Source organism: Marisediminicola sp. LYQ85 (assembly GCF_046600695.1).
Lineage (GTDB): Bacteria > Actinomycetota > Actinomycetes > Actinomycetales > Microbacteriaceae > Marisediminicola.
Genome location: NZ_JBKIWO010000001.1, coordinates 236,626 through 262,856 on the forward strand (window position 1 = coordinate 236,626; position 26,231 = coordinate 262,856).

General features: G+C 69.4%; 25 protein-coding genes. 18 read left to right on the forward strand and 7 right to left on the reverse strand.

Features of this window, described 5'->3' with window-relative positions; all coding sequences use genetic code 11:
- The first annotated feature begins 49 nt into the window (after nt 1-49).
- The 8 genes from ACLHG5_RS01035 (at nt 50) to ACLHG5_RS01070 (ending at nt 9,563) form a co-directional block, all read left to right on the forward strand.
- Nucleotides 50-2,332 (forward strand): transglutaminaseTgpA domain-containing protein, encoded by a 2,283-nt coding sequence (locus ACLHG5_RS01035; RefSeq protein WP_411317598.1) that lies wholly within the window; start codon nt 50-52, stop codon nt 2,330-2,332.
- A 46-nt stretch (nt 2,333-2,378) separates the two neighbouring features.
- Nucleotides 2,379-3,146, forward strand: coding sequence for an FHA domain-containing protein (locus tag ACLHG5_RS01040; protein WP_411316057.1), 768 nt, complete (start codon nt 2,379-2,381; stop codon nt 3,144-3,146).
- Nucleotides 3,147-3,249: 103 nt separating this feature from the next.
- Nucleotides 3,250-4,677 carry a 3-isopropylmalate dehydratase large subunit gene (gene leuC / locus ACLHG5_RS01045; protein WP_411317599.1) on the forward strand — a complete coding sequence of 476 codons (1,428 nt, stop codon included), beginning with the start codon at nt 3,250-3,252 and terminating at the stop codon, nt 4,675-4,677.
- On the forward strand, nt 4,677-5,273 hold the full coding sequence (leuD, locus tag ACLHG5_RS01050) for a 3-isopropylmalate dehydratase small subunit (RefSeq protein ID WP_411316055.1): 597 nt from the start codon (nt 4,677-4,679) through the stop codon (nt 5,271-5,273). The genes leuC and leuD overlap by 1 nt, the downstream gene beginning before the upstream one ends.
- 34 nt (nt 5,274-5,307) lie before the next feature.
- A complete protein-coding gene (gene murA / locus ACLHG5_RS01055; protein ID WP_411316054.1) occupies nt 5,308-6,675 on the forward strand; it encodes a UDP-N-acetylglucosamine 1-carboxyvinyltransferase in 1,368 nt (455 codons plus the stop codon).
- Between the two features lie 6 nt (nt 6,676-6,681).
- Entirely contained in the window at nt 6,682-7,419 is a 738-nt protein-coding gene (locus ACLHG5_RS01060; RefSeq protein ID WP_411316053.1) for a lysophospholipid acyltransferase family protein, read from the forward strand.
- Between the two features lie 2 nt (nt 7,420-7,421).
- Nucleotides 7,422-8,459 (forward strand): NAD(P)H-dependent glycerol-3-phosphate dehydrogenase, encoded by a 1,038-nt coding sequence (locus ACLHG5_RS01065; protein WP_411316052.1) that lies wholly within the window; start codon nt 7,422-7,424, stop codon nt 8,457-8,459.
- On the forward strand, nt 8,460-9,563 hold the full coding sequence (locus tag ACLHG5_RS01070; RefSeq protein WP_411317600.1) for a D-alanine--D-alanine ligase family protein: 1,104 nt from the start codon (nt 8,460-8,462) through the stop codon (nt 9,561-9,563). It begins immediately after the preceding gene.
- A 16-nt stretch (nt 9,564-9,579) separates the two neighbouring features.
- Here ACLHG5_RS01070 and ACLHG5_RS01075 read toward each other — a convergent pair whose 3' ends face one another.
- Nucleotides 9,580-10,122, reverse strand: coding sequence for a DUF3515 family protein (locus ACLHG5_RS01075; RefSeq protein ID WP_411316050.1), 543 nt, complete (start codon nt 10,120-10,122; stop codon nt 9,580-9,582).
- Nucleotides 10,123-10,146: 24 nt separating this feature from the next.
- On the opposite strand from ACLHG5_RS01075, the gene thiL reads away from it, so the two are divergent.
- Complete coding sequence (gene thiL, locus ACLHG5_RS01080) at nt 10,147-11,172, forward strand: thiamine-phosphate kinase (RefSeq protein WP_411317601.1); 1,026 nt, start codon at nt 10,147-10,149, stop codon at nt 11,170-11,172.
- Between the two features lie 13 nt (nt 11,173-11,185).
- Here thiL and rsmD read toward each other — a convergent pair whose 3' ends face one another.
- A complete protein-coding gene (rsmD, locus tag ACLHG5_RS01085) occupies nt 11,186-11,770 on the reverse strand; it encodes a 16S rRNA (guanine(966)-N(2))-methyltransferase RsmD (RefSeq protein WP_411317602.1) in 585 nt (194 codons plus the stop codon).
- A 124-nt stretch (nt 11,771-11,894) separates the two neighbouring features.
- Between rsmD and ACLHG5_RS01090 the strand changes: the two genes are divergently transcribed.
- The 4 genes from ACLHG5_RS01090 to coaD all read left to right on the forward strand — a co-directional run bounded on the left by ACLHG5_RS01090 (nt 11,895) and on the right by coaD (nt 17,484).
- On the forward strand, nt 11,895-13,607 hold the full coding sequence (locus tag ACLHG5_RS01090) for an acyl-CoA dehydrogenase family protein (RefSeq protein WP_411317603.1): 1,713 nt from the start codon (nt 11,895-11,897) through the stop codon (nt 13,605-13,607).
- A 9-nt stretch (nt 13,608-13,616) separates the two neighbouring features.
- Nucleotides 13,617-14,654, forward strand: coding sequence for a magnesium and cobalt transport protein CorA (locus ACLHG5_RS01095; RefSeq protein WP_411317604.1), 1,038 nt, complete (start codon nt 13,617-13,619; stop codon nt 14,652-14,654).
- Between the two features lie 70 nt (nt 14,655-14,724).
- Nucleotides 14,725-16,908 (forward strand): ATP-dependent DNA helicase RecG, encoded by a 2,184-nt coding sequence (locus ACLHG5_RS01100; RefSeq protein ID WP_411317605.1) that lies wholly within the window; start codon nt 14,725-14,727, stop codon nt 16,906-16,908.
- A gap of 87 nt (nt 16,909-16,995) precedes the next feature.
- A complete protein-coding gene (gene coaD, locus ACLHG5_RS01105) occupies nt 16,996-17,484 on the forward strand; it encodes a pantetheine-phosphate adenylyltransferase (RefSeq protein WP_411316044.1) in 489 nt (162 codons plus the stop codon).
- A gap of 19 nt (nt 17,485-17,503) precedes the next feature.
- Here coaD and ACLHG5_RS01110 read toward each other — a convergent pair whose 3' ends face one another.
- Nucleotides 17,504-19,069, reverse strand: a complete 1,566-nt coding sequence (locus ACLHG5_RS01110) for a DUF222 domain-containing protein (protein WP_411317606.1) — start codon at nt 19,067-19,069, stop codon at nt 17,504-17,506.
- Nucleotides 19,070-19,229: 160 nt separating this feature from the next.
- Between ACLHG5_RS01110 and ACLHG5_RS01115 the strand changes: the two genes are divergently transcribed.
- Entirely contained in the window at nt 19,230-19,958 is a 729-nt protein-coding gene (locus ACLHG5_RS01115) for a hypothetical protein (RefSeq protein WP_411317607.1), read from the forward strand.
- A 49-nt stretch (nt 19,959-20,007) separates the two neighbouring features.
- Entirely contained in the window at nt 20,008-21,027 is a 1,020-nt protein-coding gene (gene fgd / locus ACLHG5_RS01120; protein ID WP_411316041.1) for a glucose-6-phosphate dehydrogenase (coenzyme-F420), read from the forward strand.
- Nucleotides 21,028-21,105: 78 nt separating this feature from the next.
- On the opposite strand, the gene ACLHG5_RS01125 is transcribed toward fgd, so the two are convergent.
- Complete coding sequence (locus ACLHG5_RS01125; RefSeq protein ID WP_411316040.1) at nt 21,106-21,387, reverse strand: GlsB/YeaQ/YmgE family stress response membrane protein; 282 nt, start codon at nt 21,385-21,387, stop codon at nt 21,106-21,108.
- Between the two features lie 138 nt (nt 21,388-21,525).
- Between ACLHG5_RS01125 and ACLHG5_RS01130 the strand changes: the two genes are divergently transcribed.
- On the forward strand, nt 21,526-22,194 hold the full coding sequence (locus tag ACLHG5_RS01130) for a DNA-binding response regulator (RefSeq protein ID WP_411317608.1): 669 nt from the start codon (nt 21,526-21,528) through the stop codon (nt 22,192-22,194).
- Here ACLHG5_RS01130 and ACLHG5_RS01135 read toward each other — a convergent pair.
- The gene (locus ACLHG5_RS01135; RefSeq protein ID WP_411317609.1) at nt 22,148-23,026 is read right to left on the reverse strand and encodes a helix-turn-helix transcriptional regulator; all 879 of its coding nucleotides are present in this window, start codon (nt 23,024-23,026) and stop codon (nt 22,148-22,150) included. The genes ACLHG5_RS01130 and ACLHG5_RS01135 overlap by 47 nt on opposite strands.
- Before the next feature lie 100 nt (nt 23,027-23,126).
- On the opposite strand from ACLHG5_RS01135, the gene ACLHG5_RS01140 reads away from it, so the two are divergent.
- Together ACLHG5_RS01140 and ACLHG5_RS01145 are read left to right on the forward strand one after the other, a co-directional pair.
- Nucleotides 23,127-23,930 (forward strand): SDR family NAD(P)-dependent oxidoreductase, encoded by an 804-nt coding sequence (locus tag ACLHG5_RS01140; protein ID WP_411317610.1) that lies wholly within the window; start codon nt 23,127-23,129, stop codon nt 23,928-23,930.
- Nucleotides 23,931-23,935: 5 nt separating this feature from the next.
- Nucleotides 23,936-24,916, forward strand: a complete 981-nt coding sequence (locus ACLHG5_RS01145) for an SDR family NAD(P)-dependent oxidoreductase (protein WP_411317611.1) — start codon at nt 23,936-23,938, stop codon at nt 24,914-24,916.
- 31 nt (nt 24,917-24,947) lie between these two features.
- Here the strand turns inward: ACLHG5_RS01145 and ACLHG5_RS01150 are convergent, their stop codons facing one another.
- Together ACLHG5_RS01150 and ACLHG5_RS01155 are read right to left on the reverse strand one after the other, a co-directional pair.
- Nucleotides 24,948-25,673, reverse strand: coding sequence for an alpha/beta fold hydrolase (locus tag ACLHG5_RS01150; RefSeq protein WP_411317612.1), 726 nt, complete (start codon nt 25,671-25,673; stop codon nt 24,948-24,950).
- A gap of 49 nt (nt 25,674-25,722) precedes the next feature.
- Nucleotides 25,723-26,214: a hypothetical protein gene (locus tag ACLHG5_RS01155; protein WP_411316034.1), complete on the reverse strand. Its 492-nt coding sequence runs from the start codon at nt 26,212-26,214 to the stop codon at nt 25,723-25,725.
- Nucleotides 26,215-26,231: the final 17 nt, after the last annotated feature.

A 26,231-nucleotide genomic window follows, 5' to 3' on the forward strand; every position in this document is an offset into this window, starting at 1 on the left:
GACGCAGGCGAAGCCGGTGCGTGCGCCTCGACCGGCAACTCCGAAGCGGATGCCGTCGACCCGCACGTGGGCCGACATCGCCGTTCTGCTCACCCTCGCGATGCTCGGCGTCGTCGGGTTCGAGCCGCCGTTCGGCGGGTTCGGGTTCCTGCTCGCGGGAATCGGCGGTCTCGCCGTGGGGGCGGCCACGGGCATCCTCACCTCGATCTACCGTCTGCCCGTGATAACGACGACCCTCGTCGCGGTGACGGGCTACTTCCTCCTCGGCAGCGCCTTCGCGGTTCCCGGCCAGGCGCTCGCGGGAGTCTTCCCGAGCCTGCAGTCGCTCGCCTCCCTCGCCGTCGGCGCGGTCTACGGGTGGGCCGACATCGTCACCCTCCAGACCCCGATCGGTGCGCCGCAGTACATCGCGGTCGTGCCCTTCGTCGCGACCTGGCTCGTGGCCCTCATCGCGACGACACTCGCGGCGCGATGGCTGCCGTCGCGCCCGCGTGCCGCGTGGCGTCACGGGGTCATGCTCATCGGGCCCGTGCTGCTCTACCTCGCGGGGGTCCTCCTCGGCACCGACACCCCGTTCCAAGCGGGCGTTCGCGGCGTCACCTTCGCGGTGCTCGCCCTCGTGTGGCTCGCTTGGCGACGCTCGAGCGAGGGCACCCTCGCGGCCGAGTCCGCGGCGCGCAACCGGCGCCGCAAACTCGCGGGCACCGCCATCCTCGTCGCGGCGTCCGTCGTCGTCGGCACCGGATCGGCTCTCGTGCTCGCTCCGCCGAACGACCAGCGATTTGTTCTGCGCGACGAGATCGAACCGCCGTTCGACCCCCTGCAGTACCCGAGCCCGCTCGCGGGGTTCCGTGAGTACAGCAAGCTCATGCAGGAAGACGTGCTCTTCACCGTCGACGGGCTCGCGCCCGCCGATCGGCTGCGTCTCGCGACGATGGACACCTTCACGGGCAAACTCTGGAACGTCACGGGCCCCGAACTCCAGACCGCCGGTTCGGGGTCGTTCGCTCTCGTCGGTCGCGAACTTCCCCGGCAGGATTTCATCACCGCGGATCGGCGCGAGAACGTCACCGTGACGATCGAGGCCTACGACGACGTGTGGGTGCCGAGCGTCGGCTACCCGACCGATCTCGAGTTCACCGCGGGAGACGCCGCCGACGACACCGACAGCCTGCGCTACAACGAGGCGACGGGCACGAGCGTGCTCACGACGGGCGTGAGCGAGGGCGACAGCTACACGATCGACGCGGATGTGCAGCGCGTGCTCTCGGGCGACGACCTCGCCGACGCGAGCCCCGCCGCGATCTCGCTCCCGCCCATCACCGACAACCCCGACATCACGACGGCGAAAGCCCAGGAGCTCGCCGGAAGCGCGACCGAACCGGCGGCGCAACTCGAGGCCATCCGGCTCGGGCTCGCGGAGCAGGGCTTTCTCTCTCGGGGGCTCGCGTCCGACGCCGTGCCCTCCCGGGCGGGTCACGGAGCCGATCGCATCGACGAGCTCTTGAGTCGAAACCAGCTCATCGGAGACGAAGAGCAGTACGCCTCGGCGTTCGCCCTCATGGCGTCGACCTACGGCTACCCCGCTCGCGTCGTCATGGGATTCGCTCCCGAGGTCGTCGAGGGGCAAGTGACCGAGGTGCGCGGTGAAGACGTGAGCGCGTGGGTCGAGGTCGCCTTCGAGGACATCGGGTGGGTCGCCTACGACCCCACCCCCGACGAGACCGACATCCCGCAAGACCAGACCCCGCAGCCGCAGATCGAACCGCAACCGCAAGTGCGTCAACCGCCGCGTGCCGACAACGACCCCGAAGACCTCCTCACCCCCGTCGAGCTCGACAACGAAGACACCGACGACGAAGACGCCTTCGTGTTTCCGACGTGGCTCGTCGTGCTCGCGCTCAGCATCCTCATTCCCGCCGCGATCATCCTCATCCCCGCGCTCATCATCGGCGCGCTCAAGGCTCGCCGCGCTCGCCGTCGCCGGGACGCGGCGACGGGGGACGCCCGAGCCGCGGGAGCGTGGGACGAACTCGTCGACCAGTACACCGAACTCGGCTACGCCGTGCCCGCCCGATCGACACGCCCGATGATCGCGCGCGACCTCGAACGCCAGGTGCCGGGGGAGGAGCCGCTCCCGCTGCGATCGCTCGCGACGGCGACAGACCGCGCCGTGTTCTCCGGTGCCGACCTCGATGCGGCGAGCACCGACGAGGTGTGGTCGGAGGCCATCGCCGCCGTCGAGATCGCGCGTCGCGCCGTCACGCGCTCCCGCCGCATCCTCAGCAGGTATCGCTTGCACCGCCGTCGGCGTCGCCGCGGTCGCGCGTGACCACTCGGCTACCATGGCGTTCGTCGCTGAGCGGGGAGGTCGCGGGATGACGCCAACAGATCCGCACGCGGACGAGGGTCGGCCGTTCATCGCGCCGCCCCCGGGTGCGGATGCCGCGCCGCCCACTCAGAACGGTTCGAACGGTTCGGACGGGCCGGGCCGCAGCGCTACCGACGGCTCCGCCGGAGACCCCGCCCCCGACGACTTCATCAGCCTCCCGCCGGGCGTCGTCGACATCCCCGATCCCGACTCGGGAACACGCCGCGTGCAGCGGGCCAGACCGGACATCGCCGAGCCCGCGGCGACCCGCGGGCCGACCGCGCCGGCCGCGCCGGGCGGGATCACGTTCTTCCCTGCGCCGATCGGAGCCCCTGCACCGATCGGAGCTCCTGCGCCGCCCGTGCGCGACGCGCCGCCCGCCACCCCCGCGCCCGCCGCGCAACACGACGTCGAGACGGGGCAGACGGCAGCCGTCACGTGGCGCTTGCGCCTGCCCGGTGGCGACAGCATCCTCGTCGACCGGGCGGTCTTCGTGGGGCGCAACCCCTCGGCGACCGACGTCGCCGGTCTCGCGACCGCGGGCGCGCGACTCGTCGCCGTGGTCGACCCGGCCAAGACGGTGTCGAAGACGCACGCCCTCTTCGTGCTCGACGGCACCGACCTGCTGGTCGTCGACCTCGACTCGACGAACGGCGTGCACATCACCGCTCCCGGCGACGCCGAGCGTGCCGCGACCCCCGGCCAGACCACCGCCATTCCGGACGGCGCTCGCGTCGAACTCGGCGACTTCGCTCTCGACGTCTCTCGCGGCTGACCCCCGTCGCAACGAGCGCGCAGCGGTGCGCGTCGTAGACTTGCGAGATTACGCCCGTGTTACACGCGGTCGAGAGCACGTCACGAAGAGAGAGGGCGATTCAGTGGGCAGGACGCTGGCGGAAAAGGTGTGGGACGACCACCTCGTGGTCAAAGGCGACGACGGATCGCCCGACCTCCTCTACATCGACCTCCACCTCGTCCACGAGGTGACGAGCCCTCAGGCCTTCGACGGGCTCCGTCTGGCGGGCAGGCCAGTGCGGCGGCCCGATCTCACGATCGCGACCGAAGACCACAACACTCCGACCATCGACATCGACAAGCCGATCGCCGATCTCACGAGCCGCACGCAGATCCAGACCCTCCGCACGAACGCGGCCGAGTTCGGTGTGCGCCTGCACTCCCTCGGCGACGTCGAGCAGGGCATCGTGCACGTCGTCGGCCCGCAGCTCGGACTCACGATGCCGGGCGTCACCGTGGTCTGCGGCGACTCGCACACGTCGACGCACGGTGCATTCGGAGCCATGGCGTTCGGCATCGGCACGAGCGAGGTCGAGCACGTGCTCGCGACGCAGACGCTCCCGCTCAAGCCGTTCAAGACGATGGCCATCACCGTCGAGGGCGAGCTGCGCCCGGGCGTCACCGCGAAAGACATCATCCTCGCCGTGATCGCCAAGATCGGCACGGGAGGCGGCCAGGGATACGTTCTCGAGTACCGCGGCAGCGCCATCCGGTCACTCTCGATGGATGGCCGGATGACGATCTGCAATATGTCGATCGAGGCGGGCGCTCGCGCGGGGATGGTCGCCCCCGATCAGACCACGTACGACTACCTCGAGGGACGCCCCCACGCTCCGACGGGTGCCGACTGGGATGCCGCCGTCGAGTACTGGAACACCCTCGCGACCGACGACGACGCCGTGTTCGACGCCGAGGTCTTCCTCGACGCGAACGAGCTCGAGCCCTTCGTGACGTGGGGAACCAACCCCGGCCAGGGCGTCTCGCTCAACGACAGCGTTCCCGACCCCGCGACGATCGTCGACCACAACGAGCGGGCCTCGGCCGAGCGCGCCCTCGAGTACATGGCCCTCGAGGCCGGAACCCCGATGAAGGACATCGCCGTCGACGCCGTGTTCATGGGGTCGTGCACCAACAGCCGGATCGAAGACCTGCGAGCCTTCGCCTCGATCATCAAGGGGCAGAAGAAAGCCGACGGCGTGCGCGTCATGGTCGTGCCGGGGTCGGCGCGCGTGCGCATCGAGGCCGAGGCCGAGGGAATAGACCAGATCGTCAAAGACTTCGGAGCAGAGTGGCGATTCGCGGGGTGCTCGATGTGTCTCGGGATGAACCCCGACCAGCTCGCTCCCGGCGAGCGCTGCGCGTCGACCTCCAACCGCAACTTCGAGGGACGCCAGGGCAAGGGCGGTCGCACGCACCTCGTGTCGCCGCTCGTGGCAGCCGCGACCGCGGTGCGCGGAACGCTCTCGAGCCCCGCCGACCTCGCGGTCGCCGCCGAGAGGGGCGCGATCTGATGGACAAGGTCACCGTCATCACGGGTGTCGCCGCGCCGCTCGAGCGCGCGAACGTCGACACCGACCAGATCATCCCCGCCGTGTTCCTCAAGCGCGTCACCAAGACGGGTTTCGACGACGCACTCTTCTACGGATGGCGGCAGGACCCCGACTTCGTGCTCAACCGACCCGAATTCCAGGGTGCGAGGGTGCTCGTCGCCGGACCGGACTTCGGCACGGGCTCGAGCCGCGAGCACGCCGTGTGGGCCTTGCGCGACTTCGGGTTCGCCGCCGTGCTCAGCCCGCGATTCGGCGACATCTTCCGCGGCAACGCGGGCAAGCAGGGGCTCCTCGCGGCGCAGATCACCGAGGCCGAGGCCGAGGAGTTCTGGGCACTCATCCGCTCGAACCCCGGCATCGAGGCGACCGTCGACCTCGAGGCGCGGACCGCGACGATCGGCGAGCGCACCGTGGCGATCGAGGTCGACGACTACACCCGCTGGCGTCTTCTCGAGGGCCTCGACGACATCAGTCTCACCCTGCGTGACGAAGCGCAGATCACAGAGTTCGAGGGGCGCCGGGCATCCTGGCGACCGCGCACTCTGCCCGTAAAGTAGATCGACCGATCAGAAATCAGTGCAGGTGAACTCAATGAACTCTCTCGTCACAGACGCCCAAAAGGCGGGTCAGCGCGTGGGAATGACGTCCGACTCGATCATCATCGACGGCGGTAAACCCCTCAGGGGAACCATCGAGGTGCGCGGGGCGAAGAACCTCGCGACCAAGGCGATGGTCGCGGCACTCCTCGGGCAGACCCCGAGTGTTCTGCGCGATGTTCCCGACATCAGCGACGTGCAGGTCGTGCGCGGACTCCTCGAGGTCTACGGGGTCAAGGTCACGAGCGAGGCGCGCGGAGAGCTGCGGTTCGACACGAGCAAGGTCGAGACGGCCGATTTCGCCGAGATCGACGCGCACGCGGGAGCGAGCCGCATCCCGATCCTCTTCTGCGGACCCCTCCTGCACCGCCTCGGTCACGCGCGCATCCCCGACCTCGGTGGTTGCCGCATCGGCGACCGCCCCATCGACTTCCATCTCGACGCGCTGCGCAAGTTCGGCGCGATCGTCGACAAGACTTACGAGGGCATCAACCTCACCGCACCGAACGGCCTCAAGGGTGCCGACATCGAGCTGCCGTACCCGAGCGTCGGGGCGACCGAACAAGTGCTGCTCACGGCTGTGCTCGCCGAGGGCACGACCGAGCTCAAGAACGCGGCCATCGAGCCGGAGATCATGGATCTCATCGCCATCCTTCAGAAGATGGGCGCGATCATCTCGGTCGAACCCAACCGCGTCATCCTCATCGAGGGTGTCGAGAGCCTCGACGGCTACAAGCACCGCGCGCTCTTCGACCGCAACGAGGTCGCGAGCTGGGCGTCGGCCGCACTCGTGACCGGGGGAGACATCCTCGTCAAGGGTGCCCGCCAGTCGGAGCTCATGACCTTCCTCAACGTCTTCCGCAAGGTCGGCGGCGCGTTCGACGTGCAAGACGACGGCATCCGCTTCTGGCACCCCGGAGGCAACCTCAAGCCCGTGACGATCGAGACCGACGTACACCCCGGGTTCATGACCGACTGGCAGCAGCCGCTCATCGTCGCGCTCACGCACGCTCACGGCGAATCGATCGTGCACGAGACGGTCTACGAGAACCGTTTCGGCTTCACCGACGCGCTCAACGAGATGGGCGCCAACATCGTCGTGCACAAGACCGGACTGCCCGACCACCCGCGTCGCGTCGCTCGCCGCGATTTCGAGCAGGCCGCCGTCATCACGGGACCGACGAAGCTGCACGGCGCCGCGATCTACGTTCCCGACCTGCGCGGAGGGTTCAGTCACCTCATCGCGGCGTTGAGCGCCGAAGGTCGATCGGTCATCAGCAACATGGGCATCATCAGCCGCGGCTACGAGCACATCATCGACAAGCTCGAGGCGCTCGGGGCCGATTTCGTCTACGAAGGCTGATCCGGCGTGACGAAACGCGCGTCCGAGAAGACCCCGATCTTCCGGTTCCTGGCGTTCCTCCTGCTCCCCGTGATGCACGTGCTCGCGCGGTATCGCCTCCACGACGGAGACAAGCTCCCGAAAGACGGAGCGTTCGTTCTCGCACCCAACCACTACAGCGAGATCGACCCCGTCGTCGTGGGGGTCGCGATGTGGAAACTCGGGAGGATGCCGCGCTACCTCGCGAAAGCCGACCTCTTCAAGTACCCCGTCATCGGCACCCTTCTGCGCGCCTCCGACCAGATCCCGGTCGAGCGGACGGGCGCCGTCCGCGGGAGCGACCCCCTCGTCGCAGCACGCAAGATCGTCGACAAGGGGCTCGCCGTCGTCATCTACCCCGAGGGGTCGCTCACGCGCGACCCCGACCTCTGGCCCATGCGCGGCAAGGCGGGGGCCGTGCGCATGGCGCTGCAGTCGGGCATCCCCATCATCCCCGTGGCTCACTGGGGAACGCAGAAGGTCATGCCGCGCTACGCCAAGCGCATCAGCGTCTTTCCGCGCAAGACCATCGACATCAAGTTCGGCGACCCCGTCGACCTCTCCGCCTTCCGCGACAAACCCCTCGACGGCGCGACGGTGACCGCCGCGACGTCGCTCGTCATGGATGCGATCACCGCCCTGCTCGAAGACCTCCGAGACGAGAAGGCCCCCGCGACGCGGTGGGACCCGTCGAAGAACAACCAGAAAGAGACCGGTCGCTTTTGAGCATGACGATGCCGATCCGCCTGCCCATCCCCGGAGCGACGAGGATCGCCGTCCTCGGCGCGGGCAGCTGGGGCACGACCTTCAGCAAGGTGCTCGCCGACGGGGGAGGCGACGTCGCCCTGTGGGCGCGGCGGGCCGAGCTGGCTCGCGAGATCTCGCAGAGCAAGCGCAACAGCGAGTACCTCCCCGGCATCAACCTCCCGCGCAACCTGTGGTCGAGTTCGCGCTTGCCCGACGTGCTCGACGGCGCGGAGATCGTGTTCATCTCGGTTCCGAGCCAGTCTCTCCGTGGCAACCTCGCGATCGTGAAAGAGCTCATCCCCGCAGACGCTATCGTCGTGAGCCTCATGAAGGGCGTCGAGAAGGGGTCGGGCCTCCGCATGAGCGAGGTCATCCACGAGGAGCTCGGCATCGACCCCGAGCGCGTGGCCGTGGCATCCGGACCCAACCTCGCCCTCGAGATCGCCAAGCAGCAGCCGACCGCGGCCGTCGTGTCGTCGGTGAGCATGGCGACGGCGACGACCGTGGCCGTCGCCGCGACCAACCCCTACTTCCGCTCTTTCGTGAACACGGATGTCATCGGCACCGAGTTCGGGGGAGTGCTCAAGAACCTCATCGCCGTCGCCATCGGTATCGTCGACGGCGTCGGGCACGGAGAGAACACGAAGGCCTCGATCATCACGCGAGGCCTCGTGGAGATGACGGAGTTCGCCGTCGCGTTCGGTGCGCGCCCCGAGACCCTGTCGGGGCTCGCAGGGCTCGGCGACCTCATCGCGACGTGCGGTTCGCCCCTCTCGCGCAACAACACCGCGGGCCGTCTGCTCGGGCAGGGCTACGCGTTCGACGACGTCGTGACGCAGATGAACCAGACGGCCGAGGGCCTCTCGTCGGTCGCGCCCGTGCTCGAGCTCGCTCGCGCCAAGGGTGTCGACATGCCCATCGTCGAGCAGGTGGCCGGAGTGCTCGCCGGTACGATGAACCCGCGCGACATCGCGCCCCATCTCACCACTGACAGCGACGAACCGCAGACGGAGTCCTAGGTGCCAGCACAACTCACGGTCGTCGTTCTGTTCGGCGGCCGGTCGAGTGAGCACTCGGTCAGTTGCGCGACCGCCGGCGGTGTTCTCTCGGCGATCGATCGCTCGAAGTATCGCGTGATCCCCGTCGGCATCACGCGCGACGGGGCGTTCGTGCTCGAGAGCGACGACCCCGACCGTTTCGCGATGACCGGCGAACTGCCGTCGGTCATCGACACCGGGTCACGCGTGCACTGGCCCGAATCCGCGGTGTCGCGAGAGCTCACCGTGACCGAGGAGGGCGTCACGCGTTCGCTCGGCGATGTCGACGTCGTGTTCCCGATCCTGCACGGCCGTTTCGGTGAGGACGGCACCGTTCAGGGCATGCTCGAGCTGCTCGGGCTGCCGTACGTCGGCGCGGGCGTGCTCGCGTCGTCGGTGGGCATGGACAAGCACTTCACCAAGACGGTGCTGCAGGCATCCGGTATCGCCGTGGCGCCGTGGGTGACCGTGACCGAGTCGGCGTGGCGGCGCGACCCCGACCGTGAGCTCACCGCGATCGACGCTCTCGCCTCGAACGGCTCGCTCTACCCGCTCTTCGTCAAGCCCGCGCGCGCGGGGTCGAGTGTCGGCGTCTCGAAGGCGACGGATGCCGCGAGCCTCACCGAGGCCATCGACACGGCTCTGCGCGAAGACACCAAGGTTCTCGTCGAGACCGCGATCGTCGGCCGCGAGGTCGAGTGCGCGGTGCTCGCGGGGCGCGACGGTGGTGCCCCTCGCGTGTCTGTCGCCGGGGAGATCATCACCCCGTCGGGCGTCTTCTACGACTTCGAGTCGAAGTACCTCGACGCGGACGCCGCGAGGCTCGAGTGCCCCGCCGACCTCGCCCCCGAGCAGCTCGCCGAGATGCAAGACCTCGCAGCGCACGCCTTCGTCGCCATCGACGGATCCGGTCTCGCGCGCGTCGACTTCTTTCTCACGGCAGACGGTTTCGTCATCAACGAGCTCAACACGATGCCGGGTTTCACGCCGATCTCGATGTTCCCGAAGTGCTGGATGGCGTCGGGCATGAGCTACCCCGAACTGCTCGACGAGCTCATCACGCTCGGCCTCGAGACCGCCCGCTAGCGAGCCCTGCCCCGCCCTAGGGTGCGGGCGTCAGCACTTCGCTGTCGCCCGTCGTGAAGTCCTGGGCGACGGTGCACTCGCGGTCGACGGGGTTGACGCCGACAGCGGTCGCGAGCTCGTTGAGCGCGGTGGCCTCGGCGAACTCGGAGTCGACGATCACTTGCACGGCGGGGTCGCGACCGTAGGTCGTGAAGCGGCCGAAGGCGTCGTCGGAGTCGTCGACGAGCCAGTCGACACCGTCGATCGTGACGCAGCGCTGCTCCGACGGACCGGGCACCGCGACACCGCACGTGAGCAGCACGACGGCGGGTTCCCCCCAGGCACCCGTGGCCTGGGCATCCGTCTGGCGCTTCTCGAGTTCGCCGATCGTGTCGGGCAACCGCACCGTGATCTCGGCGCACAGCGGGTCGGTCGCCTCGGGAGCGGCCTCCATCGGGACCGTCGCCGTGCACCCCGTGAGGGCGACGCCCGCGAGGCCGAGGGTCACGAGGATGCGAGCGGCAGTCGTCACCGCTCGCGTGCGCGAGCGTGTGCCCGTGCGTGTGCCCGTCGAGTTCATCGTGACCAGGTTAGCGTTGAGCGCATGACGCCACCTGAGACCCCCGCTGACGGCGCAAGCAACGCAGACACCCTCGGCAGCGTCGGTGAGGGGGCGGTGCTCGAGCGCATCTTCCCTCGGCTGCCGGGGGCGGCATCCGCTCTCATCGGCCCGGGAGACGACGCCGCCGTCGTCGCGGCACCCGACGGCCGTTTCGTCGTGACGACCGATCTCATGGTGCACGGCCCCGACTTCCGGCTCGCGTGGTCGACCCCCGTCGAGCTCGGACTCAAAGCGGCGGCCTCCAACCTCGCGGATGTCGCCGCCATGGGCGCCGTGCCCACGGCGCTCGTCGTGGCGATCGCCGCTCCCTCGAACACCCCGGTCTCGACCCTCGAGCTGATCGCCGACGGACTGCGGGAGGGCTGCGAGAGCCTCGCGCCCGGGTGCGGGGTCGTGGGGGGCGACCTCTCGGTGTCGGCGACCCTCACGATCGCGGTCACGGCGTTCGGCGACCTCGAGGGCCGCGACCCGGTGCTGCGCTCGGGTGCGAGGGTCGGCGACACCGTCGCGGTCTCGGGGGCACTCGGGCGCTCCCTGCGCGGACTCGAGCTGCTCTTCACCCGCGGGGTGGATGCGGCGGGGGAGCCGGATGCCGCGGCGACCGCAGAGCTGCGCCGCGAGCATCCCGCCCTATTGACGGCCCATCTCGCCCCGACGCCGCCGATCGCCGACGGCCCTCTCGCGGCCGAATCGGGGGTCACCGCGATGCTCGACGTGAGCGACGGCCTCGCCCTCGACGCGGCCCGCATCGCGCGCGCGAGCGGTGTCGGCATCGACCTCGAGTCGGCGCTGCTCGGCGACGACCCCGACGCGGCGATCGCGGGCGGCGAAGACCACTCGCTCCTCGCGACCTTCCCCGACGGCGCAGCCCTCCCCGGGGGGTTCCGCCGCATCGGAACGGTCGTCGAAGCGCAGGCCCAACACGGGCCGCGAGTCACGGTCGACGGTGCGACGCCGGCGCGGTCGGGCTGGGACCCCTATGCGGGCTGGGACGGCGCGGCGGGCTAGTCCTGCGCGCCGGCTAGTCCTCAGCGGCGGGCCGAGCCGGCCCCGCCCACCACAGCGTCGTGTCGCCGTAGTCTTTGCGCCGATCGAGCCGCAGGGCGGCGGGCCAGCGCGGTTCGGATGTTCGCGAACTGCGCTCGACGAGCACGATCGCGTCGCTCGTGAGCTGCGGCGCGAGAGCCTCGAGCGTGCGTGCGAGGTCGTCGTCACTCAGGTCGTACGGCGGGTCGAGGAAGACGAGGTCCCACGCGGCCCCCGCTGCGGCCGCCAAGAACCCCTCCACGCTCGTCGCCCGCACCTCGACGAGCGGGGCCGGCGACGGAGCCCCCGCGAGCACCGCTTTCGCGTTGCTGCGGCATACCGCCGCGGCCTTGCCGTTCTTCTCCACGAGAGTGACCGACCGGGCTCCGCGGCTCGCCGCCTCGAGCCCGAGCGCGCCCGACCCGGCGAAGAGGTCGAGCACTCGCGCGCCGTCGAGAGCGTCGCGCGACTCGAGCGCCGAGAAGATCGCCTCGCGCACCCGATCACTCGTCGGGCGGGTGCCCGCATCGGGCACGCGGATGGCGATGGAGCCGGCGAAGCCGGCGATGATGCGCGTCATGAGCATCCACGTTACCGGCGGCTTTGGCGGAACGACCGCACCCGGGGCGCGCTCCCCGGCGCCGAGACTGTAGACAAACGACAACCCGTTCGGTCGAAACGGGTGGATGTTCGACACTGGCGTCATGGCCAGTGTCGACCGATCCACCAAACCCTCGTTCACCAAATCACTCTTCCTCGGGCATCTCGCGTCAGACCTCGTTCTGCCGTATCCGACGATGGCCGAGGAGGAACGGCGCACCGTCTCGGCGCTCGTGAACTCGGCGCGCGACTACCTCGAGAACGTCTACGACCCGCAGAAGGCCGAGCGCGAACGCTGGGTCGGAGACGACACCATCCGCGACCTCGGCGAGCGCGGCCTCCTCGGCCTCTTCGTCGACAAGCAGTACGGCGGCCAGGGGCTCAGCCAGTCGGGCTACTGCCGCGTCATGGAGGAGTTCGGGCGCATGGACGGCGCGCTCGCCGTGGTCATGGGCGTGCACCAGTCGATCGGCACGAAACCCATCCACCTGTTCGGCACCGACGACCAGAAGGCCCGCTGGCTTCCCGATCTCGCCGCCGGCCGCAAGCTCGCCGCGTTCGTGCTCACCGAACCGAACGTCGGGTCGGATGCCTACAACCTCGAGACGTGGGCCGAACGCCAGTCCGACGGCTCGTGGATCCTCAACGGCGAGAAGCGCTGGATCGGCAACGGCGATCAAGACGTGCTCACGGTCTTCGCCCGATCCGACCTCGGCCACGTGGCCCTCGTCGTCGAGAAGGGCTCGGAGGGGCTCAGCACCGGCCCGCGCTTCGAGACCCTCGGGCTCAAAGCCAATCGCCTGCAGCGCGTGCACTTCAACGACGTGCGCGTGCCGGCCGAGAACCTGCTCGGGGAGCCGGGCGACGGCTTCCGCATCGCGATGAACACCCTCAACAACGGGCGAATGTCGATGGGGACCTCGATCGCGGGAGGCATGAAGCGCTTCCTCGACCTGACCCTCGAGCATGCGACATCGCGCCGCCAGTTCGATCGCGCGATCATCGACTTCGAGCTCGTCGAAGAGAAGACGGCGTGGATGACGACGCAGATCTACGGCCTCGAGTCGATGTCGTACCTCACGACGGGCCTCGTCGACCTCGGCGTCGCCGACTACTCGCTCGAATCGGCGATGACCAAGATCGTCGCGAGCGACACCGGCTGGTACGGCCTCAACAAGGCCGTGCAAGTGCACGGCGGCACGGCCTACATGGACGACCACCCTCTCGCGAAGGCTCTGCGCGACTTCCGCATCTTTCCGATCTTCGAGGGGGCGAACGACGTCATGCGCGCGTTCGTGGCCCTCAACGGCATCAAGGCGCTCAGCGAAGACCTCCCCGACGTGCGGTCGCTCAGCATCAGCGACCCCGGCAAAGCGATCGGCGTGCTCGCGCCATACGTGTCCGGTCGCATCAACCGCGTGATCCGCCCGGGAAGGCTCGCCGGGCCCCACGCGGCGTTCGCGCGGCACAGCTCCGCGGTGAGCGAGCAGACCGTGCGGCTTCGAGACGCCGCCGAAGCCGCCCTGCGCAAACACGGCAAGAAGGTGCAGGAGAAGCAGCTCCTGCAGAAGAGGCTCACGGCCGTGGCATCCGGTATCTACTCGCAAGTGGCCGTGATCGGGCGGGCGTCGGCGACGATCGCCCGCGACGGGCTCGACGAGTCGGCCGCGGAGAAGACGGTCGCCATCAACTTCCTCAAGAGCAGCCAGCGCGAGGTCGCGAGACAGCTCAGGTCGCTCGAGAAGAACGACGACCGGTACACGCGCGTCATCGGGGCGAACGTGCGGGCGTCGAAGGGGTACCGCTTCGAGTTGTAGCGTTCTCGCATGTCTGCCGAATCGCGCTCGAGCGTCGTCGCCAACGTCATCTATGCGAACGGGAAGCGTGCTGCCGCGCCCGCCGATCTCGCCGCGACCTTCGCGGAACTCGAGGCGCACCCCGACTCGATGGCGTGGATCGGTCTCTACCGGCCCGACGCGGCCGAGCTCACCGAACTCGCGGAGCGATTCGATCTCCACGAGCTCGCCGTCGAAGACGCCGTGCTCGCGCACCAGCGGCCCAAGATGGAGCGCTACGGCGAGAGCGTGTTCCTCGTGCTCCGCGCGGCGCGCTACCTCGACGCCGAGGAACGCGTCGAGTTCGGCGAACTCCACATCTTCGTGGGCAAGGGATACGTCGTCACGGTGCGTCACGCCGAGAAACCCGACCTCTCGATCGTGCGCACGCGGCTCGAGGACGACCCGGAGCTGCTCGCCCTCGGGCCGGAAGCGGTTCTCTACGGCATCCTCGACGCCCTCGTCGACGGCTATTCCCCGGTCGTCGACGGCCTCGAGAACGACATCGACGAGATCGAGTCGCAAGTGTTCGACGGCGACCCCGCGGTGTCTCGACGCATCTACGAGCTCTCGCGCGAGGTCATCGACTTCCAGCTCGCCGCGAAGCCGCTCAGCGGCATCCTCAGGTCGATCACCGACGCCTTCGACGAGTCGGACATCGACCCGAGGCTGCGGGCCTACCTGAGGGATGTCGACGACCACGTCGTCGCGGTCACCGAGCGCATCGCCGAGTTCCGTGAGGTGCTGCGCGACATGCTCACCGTCAACGCCACTCTCGTGGCGCAGCGTCAGAACGACGAGATGCAGCGCGTCGGTGTCGCGAGCAACCGGCAAGCGGAGGAGGCCCGCAAGATCTCGGGGTGGGCGGCGATCCTCTTCGCGCCGTCGCTCATCGGCTCGGTGTACGGCATGAACTTCGCGAACATGCCCGAGCTCTCGTGGCAGTTCGGCTACCCCTTCGCGCTCGGCCTCATGGTGGCGGCGAGCGGAACGCTCTTCGTCGTGTTCCGCAAGCGCGGCTGGATCTGAGCCCGCGCGAGCCGGGCAGGAGCGCGCCGCGAGCGCGGCCGCAGTCACACCCCTCGCCTACGATCGGAGCATGCCGGATTCGCCTCTCGACGCGCGCCTGAGCGGCGCGCTCGGGGGGCGCACGGCGTCGGCATTCGCGAAGGCGTTCGGTGTCTCGACGGTCGGCGACCTGCTCTCGCACTACCCGCGCCGCTACGCGCGCCGCGGTGAGCTCACGGCCCTCGCCGAGCTGCCCCTCGATGAGAACGTCACGATCGTGGCCGAGGTGCTCGAGGTGCGCGAGCGCCCGATGCGCGCGCGTCGGGGGTCGATCCTCGAGGTCAAGATCAGCGACGGCAGCGGCATCCTCACCCTCACGTTCTTCAATCAGTCGTGGCGTTCGAAAGAGCTCCGGCCGGGCAGTCGGGGCATCTTCGCGGGCAAGGTCACCGACTACCGCGGAACGCGCGGGCTCAATCATCCGGACTACGAACTCTTCGACGTCGAGCTGGGGCGCGGTGAGGCGTCGGTGTCGAAGTGGGCGCAGCAACCGATCCCGATCTACCCGGCGACGGCGAGTGTCGCGTCGTGGCAAGTGCAGAAAGCGATCGGGGTCGTGCTCGACACGCTTCCGGCGCTCGCCGACCCGGTTCCCGAGTCGGTGCGGAGCGAGCGGCAGCTCATGTCGTTCTCGCGCGCGATCGACCTCATCCACCGGCCCGAGAAGGATTCGGACTGGCGAACCGCGCGCGACGCCCTGAGGTTTCAGGAGGCGTTCGTCTTGCAAGCGGCCCTTCTGCAGCAGCGCGCGAGGTTGCGCTCGCGCACCGCGACGACGCGCGTCGCCGGGGCGGGCGGGATGCTCGAGCGGTTCGACGCTGACCTCCCGTTCGAGCTCACGGGCGACCAGAAGTTCGTCGGGAGAGAGATCACGGCCGACCTCGCCTCGGACGCCCCGATGAACCGCCTCGTGCAGGGCGAGGTCGGCTCGGGCAAGACCCTCGTGGCGGTGCGCGCGATGCTCGCGGTCGCCGAGTCTGGCGGGCAGTCGGCGCTCCTCGCCCCCACCGAGGTGCTCGCAGCGCAGCACGTGCGCTCGATCGCGCGCGTTCTCGGGCCGGAGCTGGCCGCGCGAGTGCGACCGACCCTCATCACGGGGCAGATGCCTCTCGCCGATCGCCGCAAAGCGACCCTCGCGTCGGTGAGCGGGCACGCGAGCATCGTCGTCGGTACCCACGCGCTCATGAGCGAGAGCGTCGAGTTCTTCGACCTCGGTCTCGTCGTCGTCGACGAGCAGCACCGCTTCGGTGTCGAACAACGGGAATCGCTGCGACAGAAGGGGCACACGCCGCCCCACGTGCTCGTGCTCACGGCGACCCCGATTCCCCGCACCGTCGCGATGACCGTGTTCGGCGACCTCGACGTCTCGACGATCGCCGAGCTGCCGGCGGGCCGCGTGCCGATCGAGTCGTTCGTCGTGCCCCTCGCCGAGAAACCCGCGTGGGGGTCGCGCATCTGGCAGCGCATCTCGGAGGAGCTCGCGCTCGGGCGGCAGGCGTTCGTCGTGTGCCCCGCGATCGACAGCACGGTCGTCGAGGTCGGCGACGAGCCCGACGCCGCCGAGGTGCGGGATGCCGCGGATGCGGGTGAAGCGCCCGTCGCGCGCGCCAACGTGACCGACGTGCTCGCGAGCATCCGCGCGAGACCCGAGTTCGCGGGCCGACGCGTCGAGGAGCTGCACGGCCGCATGCCGGGCGAGCTCAAAGATCAGGTCATGCGCGCCTTCGCCGCGGGCGACATCGACGTGCTCGTTGCGACGACGGTGATCGAGGTCGGTGTCGACGTGCCGAACGCGTCGGTCATGGTCGTGCTCGACGCCGACCGGTTCGGGGTGTCGCAACTGCACCAGTTGCGTGGCCGGGTCGGGCGCGGCGGGGTGCCCGGGCTGTGCCTCCTCGTGACCCACGCCGAGGCCGAGTCGCTCGCGCGCGAGCGTGTCGAGGCTGTCGCGTCGACCCTCGACGGTTTCGAGCTCGCCCAGAAAGACCTCGAGTTGCGGCGCGAGGGTGACGTGCTCGGTCGCAACCAGGCCGGGGGGCGCTCATCGCTGCGGTTGTTGCGCGTCGTGACCGACGGCGACCTGATTCTGGAGGCTCGGGAGGCGGCGGGGTTCGTGCTCGACGCCGACCCCGAGCTCGAGTCTCACGAGGCACTCCGGGAGGCTCTCGAGCGCCGCCTCGACGAGTCGAGCCGCGACTTCCTCGCCAAGAACTGACGCGGGGTCGCCGCTTACCACTGCTGCCCCGATGCGAGCTGGGCTGGATGTCACAGAACGGCAACATCGGGCGGTTAGGGTCGAGTCATGCACCGGATCGCTGTCGTCCCTGGCTCCTTCGACCCTGTGACTCTCGGGCACCTGGATGTGATCGAACGCGCGGCGGGAATCTTCGACGAGTTGCACGTGCTCGTGGTTCACAATCCGGCCAAAACGGCTCTCCTGCCGGTCGCGCAGCGTGTGTCGCTCATCGAGAAGGCGATCCAAGACGCCGGTTTCGCGGGCGACATCAGGGTCACGTCGTGGAGTGTCGGTCTGCTCGTCGACTACTGCACGGATGTCGGGGCGAGCGTGCTCGTCAAGGGCGTGCGGTCGCAAGTGGATGTCGCGTATGAGACGCCCATGGCGATCGTCAACCGCAACCTCGCGGGCGTCGAAACGGTGTTCCTGCTCCCCGACCCCGCGCACGCGCACGTGTCGAGTTCGCTCGTGCGTCAGGTGTCCGGTCTCGGCGGGGATGTCTCGCCCTATGTTCCTCGCGCCGTCGCCGATTTTCTGCAGAAGCCCCGCGGCTAGCTGCGGTGCGCCGCGCGTCTCACCGCCGCAACGCGGTCATGAGTGCGCGGTTGCGGCCGAGGGGTTTCCACACCTGGTCGGGGTCGAGCCAGGGCGGGGCGAGCAGTCGGGGGCGGCCCGCGAACATCCGCATCGTGAAGGCGGAGGCGTGCAGCAAATGGTGATGGGCAGAGCACAGTAGGGCGCCGTTGTCGACATCCGTCGTGCCGCCGTGCTCCCACTCGGTGACGTGATGCGCTTCGCACCACGACGGGGGAGCCGTGCATCTCGGCCACACGCACCCGCCGTCGCGAACGGCGAGGGCTTTGCGTTGTGCGGCGGAGAACAGGCGTCTCGTGCGACCGAAGTGCAGGATCTCGCCCGCGTCACCGACGAGCACGGGCCGGAACCCGGCGTCGCACGCCATCGTGCGCACCGTCGGCGCCGAGACCGGTTCGGTCACGTCGTCGAGCCACCCTGCCCCGACCCCGGAGCGCAACTCGTCGAGGGTGATGACCGCCATGACTGCGGTCATCGGCCGAAGCGACCCGGGTCCGGCCGTCGCGGCGCCCCTCGGCACAGCGCCTGTCGACACGGCTCCCGTCGGCGCAGCTTCCGTCGGCACGGCGCGTTCGGTGTCGCGGGAGCGGAGTCCCGCGGTGATGGTTCCGATGAGAACGTCGAGGCGCCGCTGTTCTCTCGTGCGCGGGTCGGCGAGGGTCTCGACGAGGTCGCCGTCGGGTGTGGGCGTGACCGTCGTTCCCGTGCGCTCGTCGGCTTCGTCGATGAACTGCGGCTCACGACCGGGGTCGGTGCCGTGGGACAGCATCGAACGCACGAGCGCGGCGGATTGCGGATCGAGCACGAGGGTGCCGCGCGTCATCCCGTTCGTTTCGCGGCCGAGGGTGAAACCGCGCCTCTGCCGGAGGTCTTCGTCGCGGGGCTCCGTTCCGTCGGGGTCGATCGCTTCTCGCCAGGCGAGGGCGTGCACCGACACGAGGTCGGCGCAATCGGAACGCGCGACATCGACGAGCGCGCGCTCCGCTCGGTCGACGTCTGCGGGGTCGGCTGCGCTCGAGGCCGAGTCGAGGCAGCGGATGATCGCCCTCGCCGCGTCGGTGCCGACCTCTCCTTCGGCCACCGCCTCGGCGACGGCCGGGTAGCTCGGTGGCAGGAGGCGGCCACCGAGCTCGCGCCGCGGGCGGAGGCCGGCGGCGAGGCGGAGTCGACGGGCGGCTTCGGACGGCGACACCCGCGTGTGCTGCTCGAGGAGGTGCGCCGGGGTGGAGTGCCCGAGACGACGCGCGAGGGAATCGCCGGCGAGTTCGACGCGAGAGCGCTCGGCGAGCTCGCCGGCGACGGCAACCCTCAGCGCGTCGATGACTCTGCCCGCGTGCTCGACGTCGCGGAGCAGAGCCACGACCGCCCCATCGTCGAGCCCCGTCAATTGCGAGGCGAGAGCGGCGGCGGCGTCGCCCTCGCCCTTACCCTCGCCCTTACCCTCGCGACCACGCCCGTTTGCATCGGCACCGCTGATGGCGGACCCGAGCTCACTCGCCGATCGACGCACGGCGAGTGCGAGATCGGTGCGGGGTGGTCTGTTCATGCTCACACGGTGACACCAGCCACTGACATTCGAAATCTCCCGGTCAGAGGGGTTTTTAGCTGTGGATGAATGGTAGTCGTTGTCGGCTGGGGAGGAGATGACACAGCCTCCGCACGAGTCGCCGCTCGAGCGCGGGATGGACGCCACTAAGCTTCGGCGCATGACGCACCCCGCCGCGCCGAACCCGTACGTGCCGAACCCCGCCGCGCCGAACCCGTACGTGCCGAACCCGTACGCCCCGGCATCCCTCCGCCCACCGCTCTCGAAACGACACAAGCGCGGGGCATTCTGGGCGGGCTTCGTCGGGCTCAACCTCGTCAGCCTCGGTGGCTCACTGCTCGTGTCTGCGGCGGGAGTGGCCGCGTTCGTCGCCTTCCTCAGCGCGGCCATGGATTCGACCGGGTCATCGTCGCTCCCGAGTTCGCCAGACGCCTCGGCCTCGCAAGACGGGTTCGCCGAAGCGATCGACAGCATCGACCTGTGGGCGTGGCTCACCATCGCTGCCCTCGTCGGGTTCGCGGTGGTCGCTCTCGGAGTGATCGCGAGCGGCCTGATCCTGCGCGGGCGAGGAGTGCGCAAGCCGTGGGCGGTCACCTGGAGTTCGATCGGCATCTCGCTTCCGGTGCTCGTCGTCATCGGATTCGTCGGCGCGACGGTGGCTCAATTCGTCGGAGTCGCGGCATCGATCGCGGCGTTCAGCTCCATGACCACGTCGGCCGCGCCAGCGGGATCACCCGAGGGCGACCTCACCGCGGCTCTCACGGCGGCACTCGCGACCGGAGCCGTCGGGCTCGTCTTCTCCGTCATCGTCGTCGGCATCGCGGGGTGGCTCATCTGGTGGTGGATGACGCACGTGTTCCGCGGGTCTACTGCTGCGAACGGGGAGTGAATACTCGCGAGGGTGCGGTGATGGGTGGTCGGAGCGGCAGACTGTCAGGGTGACTCTCAAACTCGGATACAAGGCATCGGCAGAGCAGTTCGACCCCCGCGAGCTCGTCGAGATCGCGGTCGCGGCCGAAGCGCACGGCATGGAGAGCGTCGCGGTGAGCGACCACTTCCAGCCCTGGCGGCACGAGGGCGGTCACGCACCGTTCTCGCTCTCGTGGATGGCCGCGGTGGGCGAGCGCACGAAGACCATTCAGATCGGCACCTCCGTGATGACGCCGACGTTCCGCTACAACCCCGCCGTTCTCGCGCAAGCGTTCGCGACGATGGGGGTGCTCTACCCGGGGCGCATCATGCTCGGTGTCGGAACGGGTGAGGCGCTCAACGAGGTCGCGACCGGATTCCGCGGGGCGGGCGAGCAGACCTGGCCCGAGTTCAAGGAGCGATTCGCGCGCCTCCGCGAGGCGGTGCAGCTCATGCGGCAGTTGTGGACCGAGGACCGCGTCAACTTCGAGGGCGAGTACTACTCGACCCACGACGCGAGCATCTACGACCGGCCCGAGGGCGGCATCCCCGTCTACATCGCGGCCGGCGGCCCTGTCGTCGCGCGCTACGCCGGTCGCTCGGGTGACGGGTTCATCTGCACGTCGGGCAAGGGCGCCGAGCTCTACACCGATTCGCTCATCCCCGCGGTCAAAGAGGGGGCGGACAAGGTGGGGCGCGAGTTCGAGAGCATCGATCGCATGATCGAGATCAAGCTCTCGTATGACACCGATCACGACACCGCGCTCGAGAACACGCGCTTCTGGGCGCCGCTCGCCCTCTCGAAGGAGCAGAAGCACGACATCACCGACCCCGTCGAGATGGAACGGGCCGCGGATGCCCTCCCCATCGAGAAGATCGCCTCCCGCTGGATCGTCGGCTCCGACCCCGATGCCGTGGTCGACGAGATCGGCAAGTATCTCGATTACGGCATGAACCACCTCGTGTTCCACGCCCCCGGGCAGGACCAGCGCCGCTTTCTCGAGCTCTTCGAGCGCGACATCGCGCCGCGGTTGCGCGCGAGAGCCTGATCGGCGGGGCGGTCGGCCCCGGCACGGAGAAACGACCCGCGCCTCGGTGAGGTGCGGGTCGTTTCTGGCGAGGGCGGTTCAGCGGCGCGTGACGCTGCGACGGCCGCCGACGCGGATCCAGATGAGCAGCACGATGATCGCGCCGATGATGGAGCCGATGATGCCGGCGGGCTGGAAGAAGCCGTCGGTCGCGTCGGCGCCGAAGAGCAGGTAGCCGAGGAACCCGCCGACGAACGATCCGATGATGCCGATGAGGATCGTCATGGGAACCGAGAGGTTCTGCTTTCCGGGGACGAGAAGGCGAGCGACGAAGCCCGCGATGAGGCCGATGACGATGATGCTGATGATGAGACCGAGCATGGTGTTCCTTTCGTGATGCGGAGGGGGTTCCGCGGGGGACGCCCGAAGGTCGGGTCAGTGGCAGTGGAGAACCAGTGAGTCCACGAAACCACCCCCTCGGGTGTGCCACTACACCCCTCGGGGTGGAATAGTCATCCCATGACCCCGCCCCGTTCGACACCCATCACGGTGACCCTCGTCGACGACTACGACGTCGTGCTCACGGGCCTCGCGCACATGTTCGACGACTATCGCGATCGCGTGATCGTCTCGGAGATCGCCGCGAACGCCGAACTCGACGACGTCATCGACATCGTGATGTACGACTCGTTCGCGCAGCCGGAGTCGGACCACGACGAGATCCGCGCCCTCGTCACGAACCCCCGCGCGACCCACGTCGTCGTCTACACGTGGAACTTCGACCAGAGACTCATCGACGATGCCCTCGCGCAGGGCGTCACGGGCTACCTGTCGAAGACGCTCGCCGCCCGCCACCTCGTGGCCGCGCTCGAGCGGGTGCACGCGGGCGAGACCGTCGTGAGCGAGAGCCCGAAGCGCGCGACGAGCAACCTCGGGCTCGACTGGCCGGGCCGCCGGGAGGGCATCACCGATCGCGAGTCCGAGGTGCTCGCGCTCATCACGCAGGGCAAGAGCAACGCGGATGTCGCCACACTCACCTATCTGAGCCCCAACACCGTGAAGTCGTACATCCGCAGCATCTATCGCAAGATCGGTGCCGACAGTCGCACCCAAGCGGTGCTGTGGGGTGTGAAGCACGGCTTCACGCCCGACCACCACCGGATCGATCACTGGCTCGGGGGTCCGTGAGCGCCGGATCGGCGGCCCAGCTCGCGAGCACGGGCAGCATCCGCTCGGTGGGGGAGCCCCGCTCGGCCGTGTAGACGATGAGGCGCTGCTCGGGGTCGTGCGGTGCCGTCACGATCTCGAGGTCGAACTCGAGCTCGCCCACGAGAGGGTGTCGGATCTTCTTCGCGACCGAGGCGTAGTCGCGCACACCGTGGTCGTTCCACCAGCGTTCGGCGTCGGCATCCGCCGCCCGCAGGTCGTCGACGAGGGCGGCGAGTCTGCGATCGTGCGGGTGCCTTGCGAGGTCGCGGCGCAGCGACGCGACCGTCGTCGCCGCGAAGGTCTCCCAGTTGACGATGCGCTCGCGCGCGACGGGATCGAGAAACATGAACCGAGCGAGAGACGACCCCACCGGGAGGTCGTGGAGCACGGTGGCGAGCAGGGCGTTGCGCGCGAGCACCTCGGCGCGCTGCCCGATGATGAGTGCGGGGAGGTGCTCGACGGCGGTCATGAGTCTGAGCAGCCCGGGGTCGGCGTGCTGCGTCGTGGTCGTCGACATCGGCGCCCTCCGCGCTGGCGCAGCGAGGTCGTGGAGGTGAGCCCGCTCGACATCGTCGAGGCGCAGTGCTCGGGCCAGCGAGTCGAGAACCTCCCGCGAGATGGTGGCCTGACGCCCCTGCTCGAGGCGGCTGTAGTAGTCGGGACTCACCCCCGCGAGCACGGCGAGCTCTTCTTTGCGCAGTCCGGGCACGCGGCGGGGGCCGGGGAACGCCTCGATACCGGCCGTCGAGGGCGTGAGTCGATCGCGGCGCGAGCGCAGAAACTCTCCGAGGGCGGCGCGGTCACGAGTCATACCGCCACCCTAGGAGCCCGTGTCGCTTGCAGCCTGGTCCCGTCATGCCCAGGTTGAGCCTGACCTGGTGGCTGCAGCGATGGCCGCTTAGACCTGAGACATGACATCAGCGAACACGCCCCCCTCCTCGTCCACCACCTCGGCGCCCGACAGGCGCACCGCCATCGTCACCGGCTCGACGAGCGGCATCGGCGCGGCGATCGCCCGCGCTCTCGCCGTCGAGGGGGTGCTCGTCGCCGTGAGCGGCCGTGACCGGGCCCGCGGCGAGGCCGTCGTCTCGTCGATCGCCGCCGCCGGCGGGGAGGCGATCTTCGTTCCCGTCGACCTCGCCGGTGACTACGCGGCGCTGCGCGCCTTCGCGGCCGACACCACCGAGAGGCTTGGCGGCCGCGTCGACATCCTCGTGAACAACGCGGGCATCTACCCGGCGACGTCGACTGCCGAACTCGCGGATGCCGACCTCGACGCGATGCTCGCCGTCAACGTGCGAGCGCCCCACGTGCTCGTCGCGGCGACCGCCCCGGCGATGGCCGAGCGCGGCTCGGGGGCGATCGTGACGGTCGGATCGTGGATGGGCCGCGTCGGCAACCCCTTCGCCGCGATGTACTCCGCGACGAAGGCGGCAGACGAGCAGCTCACGAGATCGTGGGCTGCCGAGTTCGGGCCGCGCGGCGTTCGCGTGACCGCGGTCGCCCCGGGCGTCACCCTGACCCCGGGCAACGAGGGCGCGCGCCCCGTGCTCGACGCCATGGCCGCTGGCACCCCCGCCGGTGTCGTCGTACAGCCGGAGGACATCGCGAACGCCGTCGTCTTTCTCGTGTCGGACGCCGCCGCGATGATCCACGGCGTCGTGCTCGACGTCGACGGCGGCATCTCGTCGACGAGGCCGGCGGGCGTGGCGTGAGCGGTATGGACGCCTCCCCAGCCGCCTTCGGCGCCACGAGCACGGCAGCCGACGTCGTCGAGGGCGTCGACCTGCGCGGTGCTGTCGCCATCGTCACGGGTGCCGCTTCGGGCATCGGCGTCGAGACGGCGCGTGCGCTCGCCGCCGCCGGCGCGAGTGTCACGCTCGCCGTGCGCGACGTCGCCGCGGGTGAGAGGGTCGCCGACGACATCCGCGGTTCGTCACGCGAAGCGGATGTCGCGGTCGCGCGACTCGATCTCGCCGATGTGCACTCTGTCGACGCTTTCGCGGCCGCGTGGGCGGGGCCGCTGCACATCCTCGTGAACAACGCGGGCGTGATGTGGACCCCCGAGACGCGGACGCCCGAAGGCTGGGAGCTTCAGTTCGCGACCAACCACCTCGGGCACTTCGCGCTCGCGACCGGTTTGCACACGGCGCTCGCCGCGGGTGCCGCCGAACGACCCGGCGGCTCGCGCATCGTTTCGGTGAGCTCGAGCGGGCACGCGTCGTCGTCGGTCGACTTCGACGACCTCTTCTTCGAGAGGCGGCCGTACGACGCCGGTGTCGCCTACGGGCAGTCGAAGACGGCGAACGTGCTCTTCGCCGTCGAGGCGTCGCGGCGCTGGGCGGGCGACGGCATCACCGCCAACGCCGTGATGCCCGGCGGCATCTGGACCAACCTGCAACGCCACTGGGATCCGGCCCTGCTCGAGACCACCAAGCGCCAGGTCACCGAGGCGGGGTTCACCGCGAAGACACCCGAGCAGGGTGCCGCGACATCGGTGTTCGTGGCGACGTCGCCGACGCTCGCGGGGGTCGGCGGCCGATACTTCGAGGACTGCCACGAAGCGGATGTCGTCGACCACCTCGCCGACGGCCTCCACGGTGTCGTGGCGCACGCGCTCGACCCCGAGGCCGCGCGCCGGCTGTGGATCGTGTCGCTCGCCCTGCTCGAGGCGGCGCGCGCCCGCGAGAGCCGGCGGTGAGCCGCAGCGCCGCGAGCTTCGGCACCTCGAGTTACAGCGCCGCGAGAATCGTCTCGGCGAGCTGACGGGGCTTGGTGAACTGGGGCCAGTGCCCCGTCGGCAGGTCGACGAGCTCACGATCGCGGATGCGTGCGAGCTCGGCCGTGTATGGATGGTCTTCGGCCATGAACTGCCGGAGCATGTCGGCGGGGAACTCGCAGCAGATCACGGTGACCGGCACATCGAATCGCCTCGGGTCACGGAGCTCGAGCGCGTCGGTGGCGACGTGCACCGGCTGCGGGTGGGCGATGCTGCGGAAGTGTTCCCGTGCGGCGTCGTCGAGGTCGGTCAGGTCGGGCTCGTCGAAGACACTCCAGTCGGGCAGGGGGATCACGCCGTCGACCGCGGGCAACTCGTCGTTGATGACCCCGCCGTGCGCGAGGGGTCCGCTGTCGACGTAGACCACGCGGGCCACCCGGTCGGGGCGCGCGTCGACCGCGCCGTGCGCGAGGGCGCCACCGCCGCTGTGGCCGACGAGCACCACCGGAACGTCTGACGCGTCGACCGCGGCCACGACCGCGTCGACGTGGTCGCGGAGACAGATCGTAGACCTGTCGATCCCGGGCTTCGCGGGCTTCGCCGCATTCGCCGCGTCGTCGCGTTCAAGTCCGGGGAGGGTGAGGGCCGTGACACCGTGACCGTGCTCTCGGAGCACCGTCGTCACCTCGCCCCACGAATCGCCGTCGAGCCAGAAACCGGGGATCAGGACGATGTTCATGCGGGAAATGTAGCGCTGGCCGCAGACATCCGCGACGGAAGGCGACCCGCTAGCGCTCCGACACCGCAGCCTCGACCACGGCCTCGAGAACGAGGGTCGAGTCGGCGAGGTCGAACGCCGTGATGGTCATGCCGGCCATCCTCGAGTCGACGGCTTTCTGCAGGTCGATGAGCACGACGGGCTCGCTTTCGCCCCGCTCGAGTTCGACGAGCCCGGGAGGCATGCCGCTCTCGTTGAGACCCCGGTTGATCGGGTCGAGGAGGTAGGGCACGAGTTTGTGTGCGGGGAGGCCCCGCGCGTGCGCGGTGATCGCGAAGGAGACGACGCCCGAGGTGAAGCCGAGAAAACGCGCCGTGACCGTGACGGTGCCCGCGGCCGCGAACGCGAGTTGCTTGGCGAAGGCGGTCGTCTCGATCTGCGTGAGGTCGACCTCGGTGTGGATCGTCGAGCCCTCGCACCGCACGTCGTCGAGCATGACCGGGAGGGCGGCGCCCGAGGTCGCGAGAGCGAGTGCCTCGTCGAAGGGCAGGGTGAGCTTCACGTGCACCTCCGGTCTCA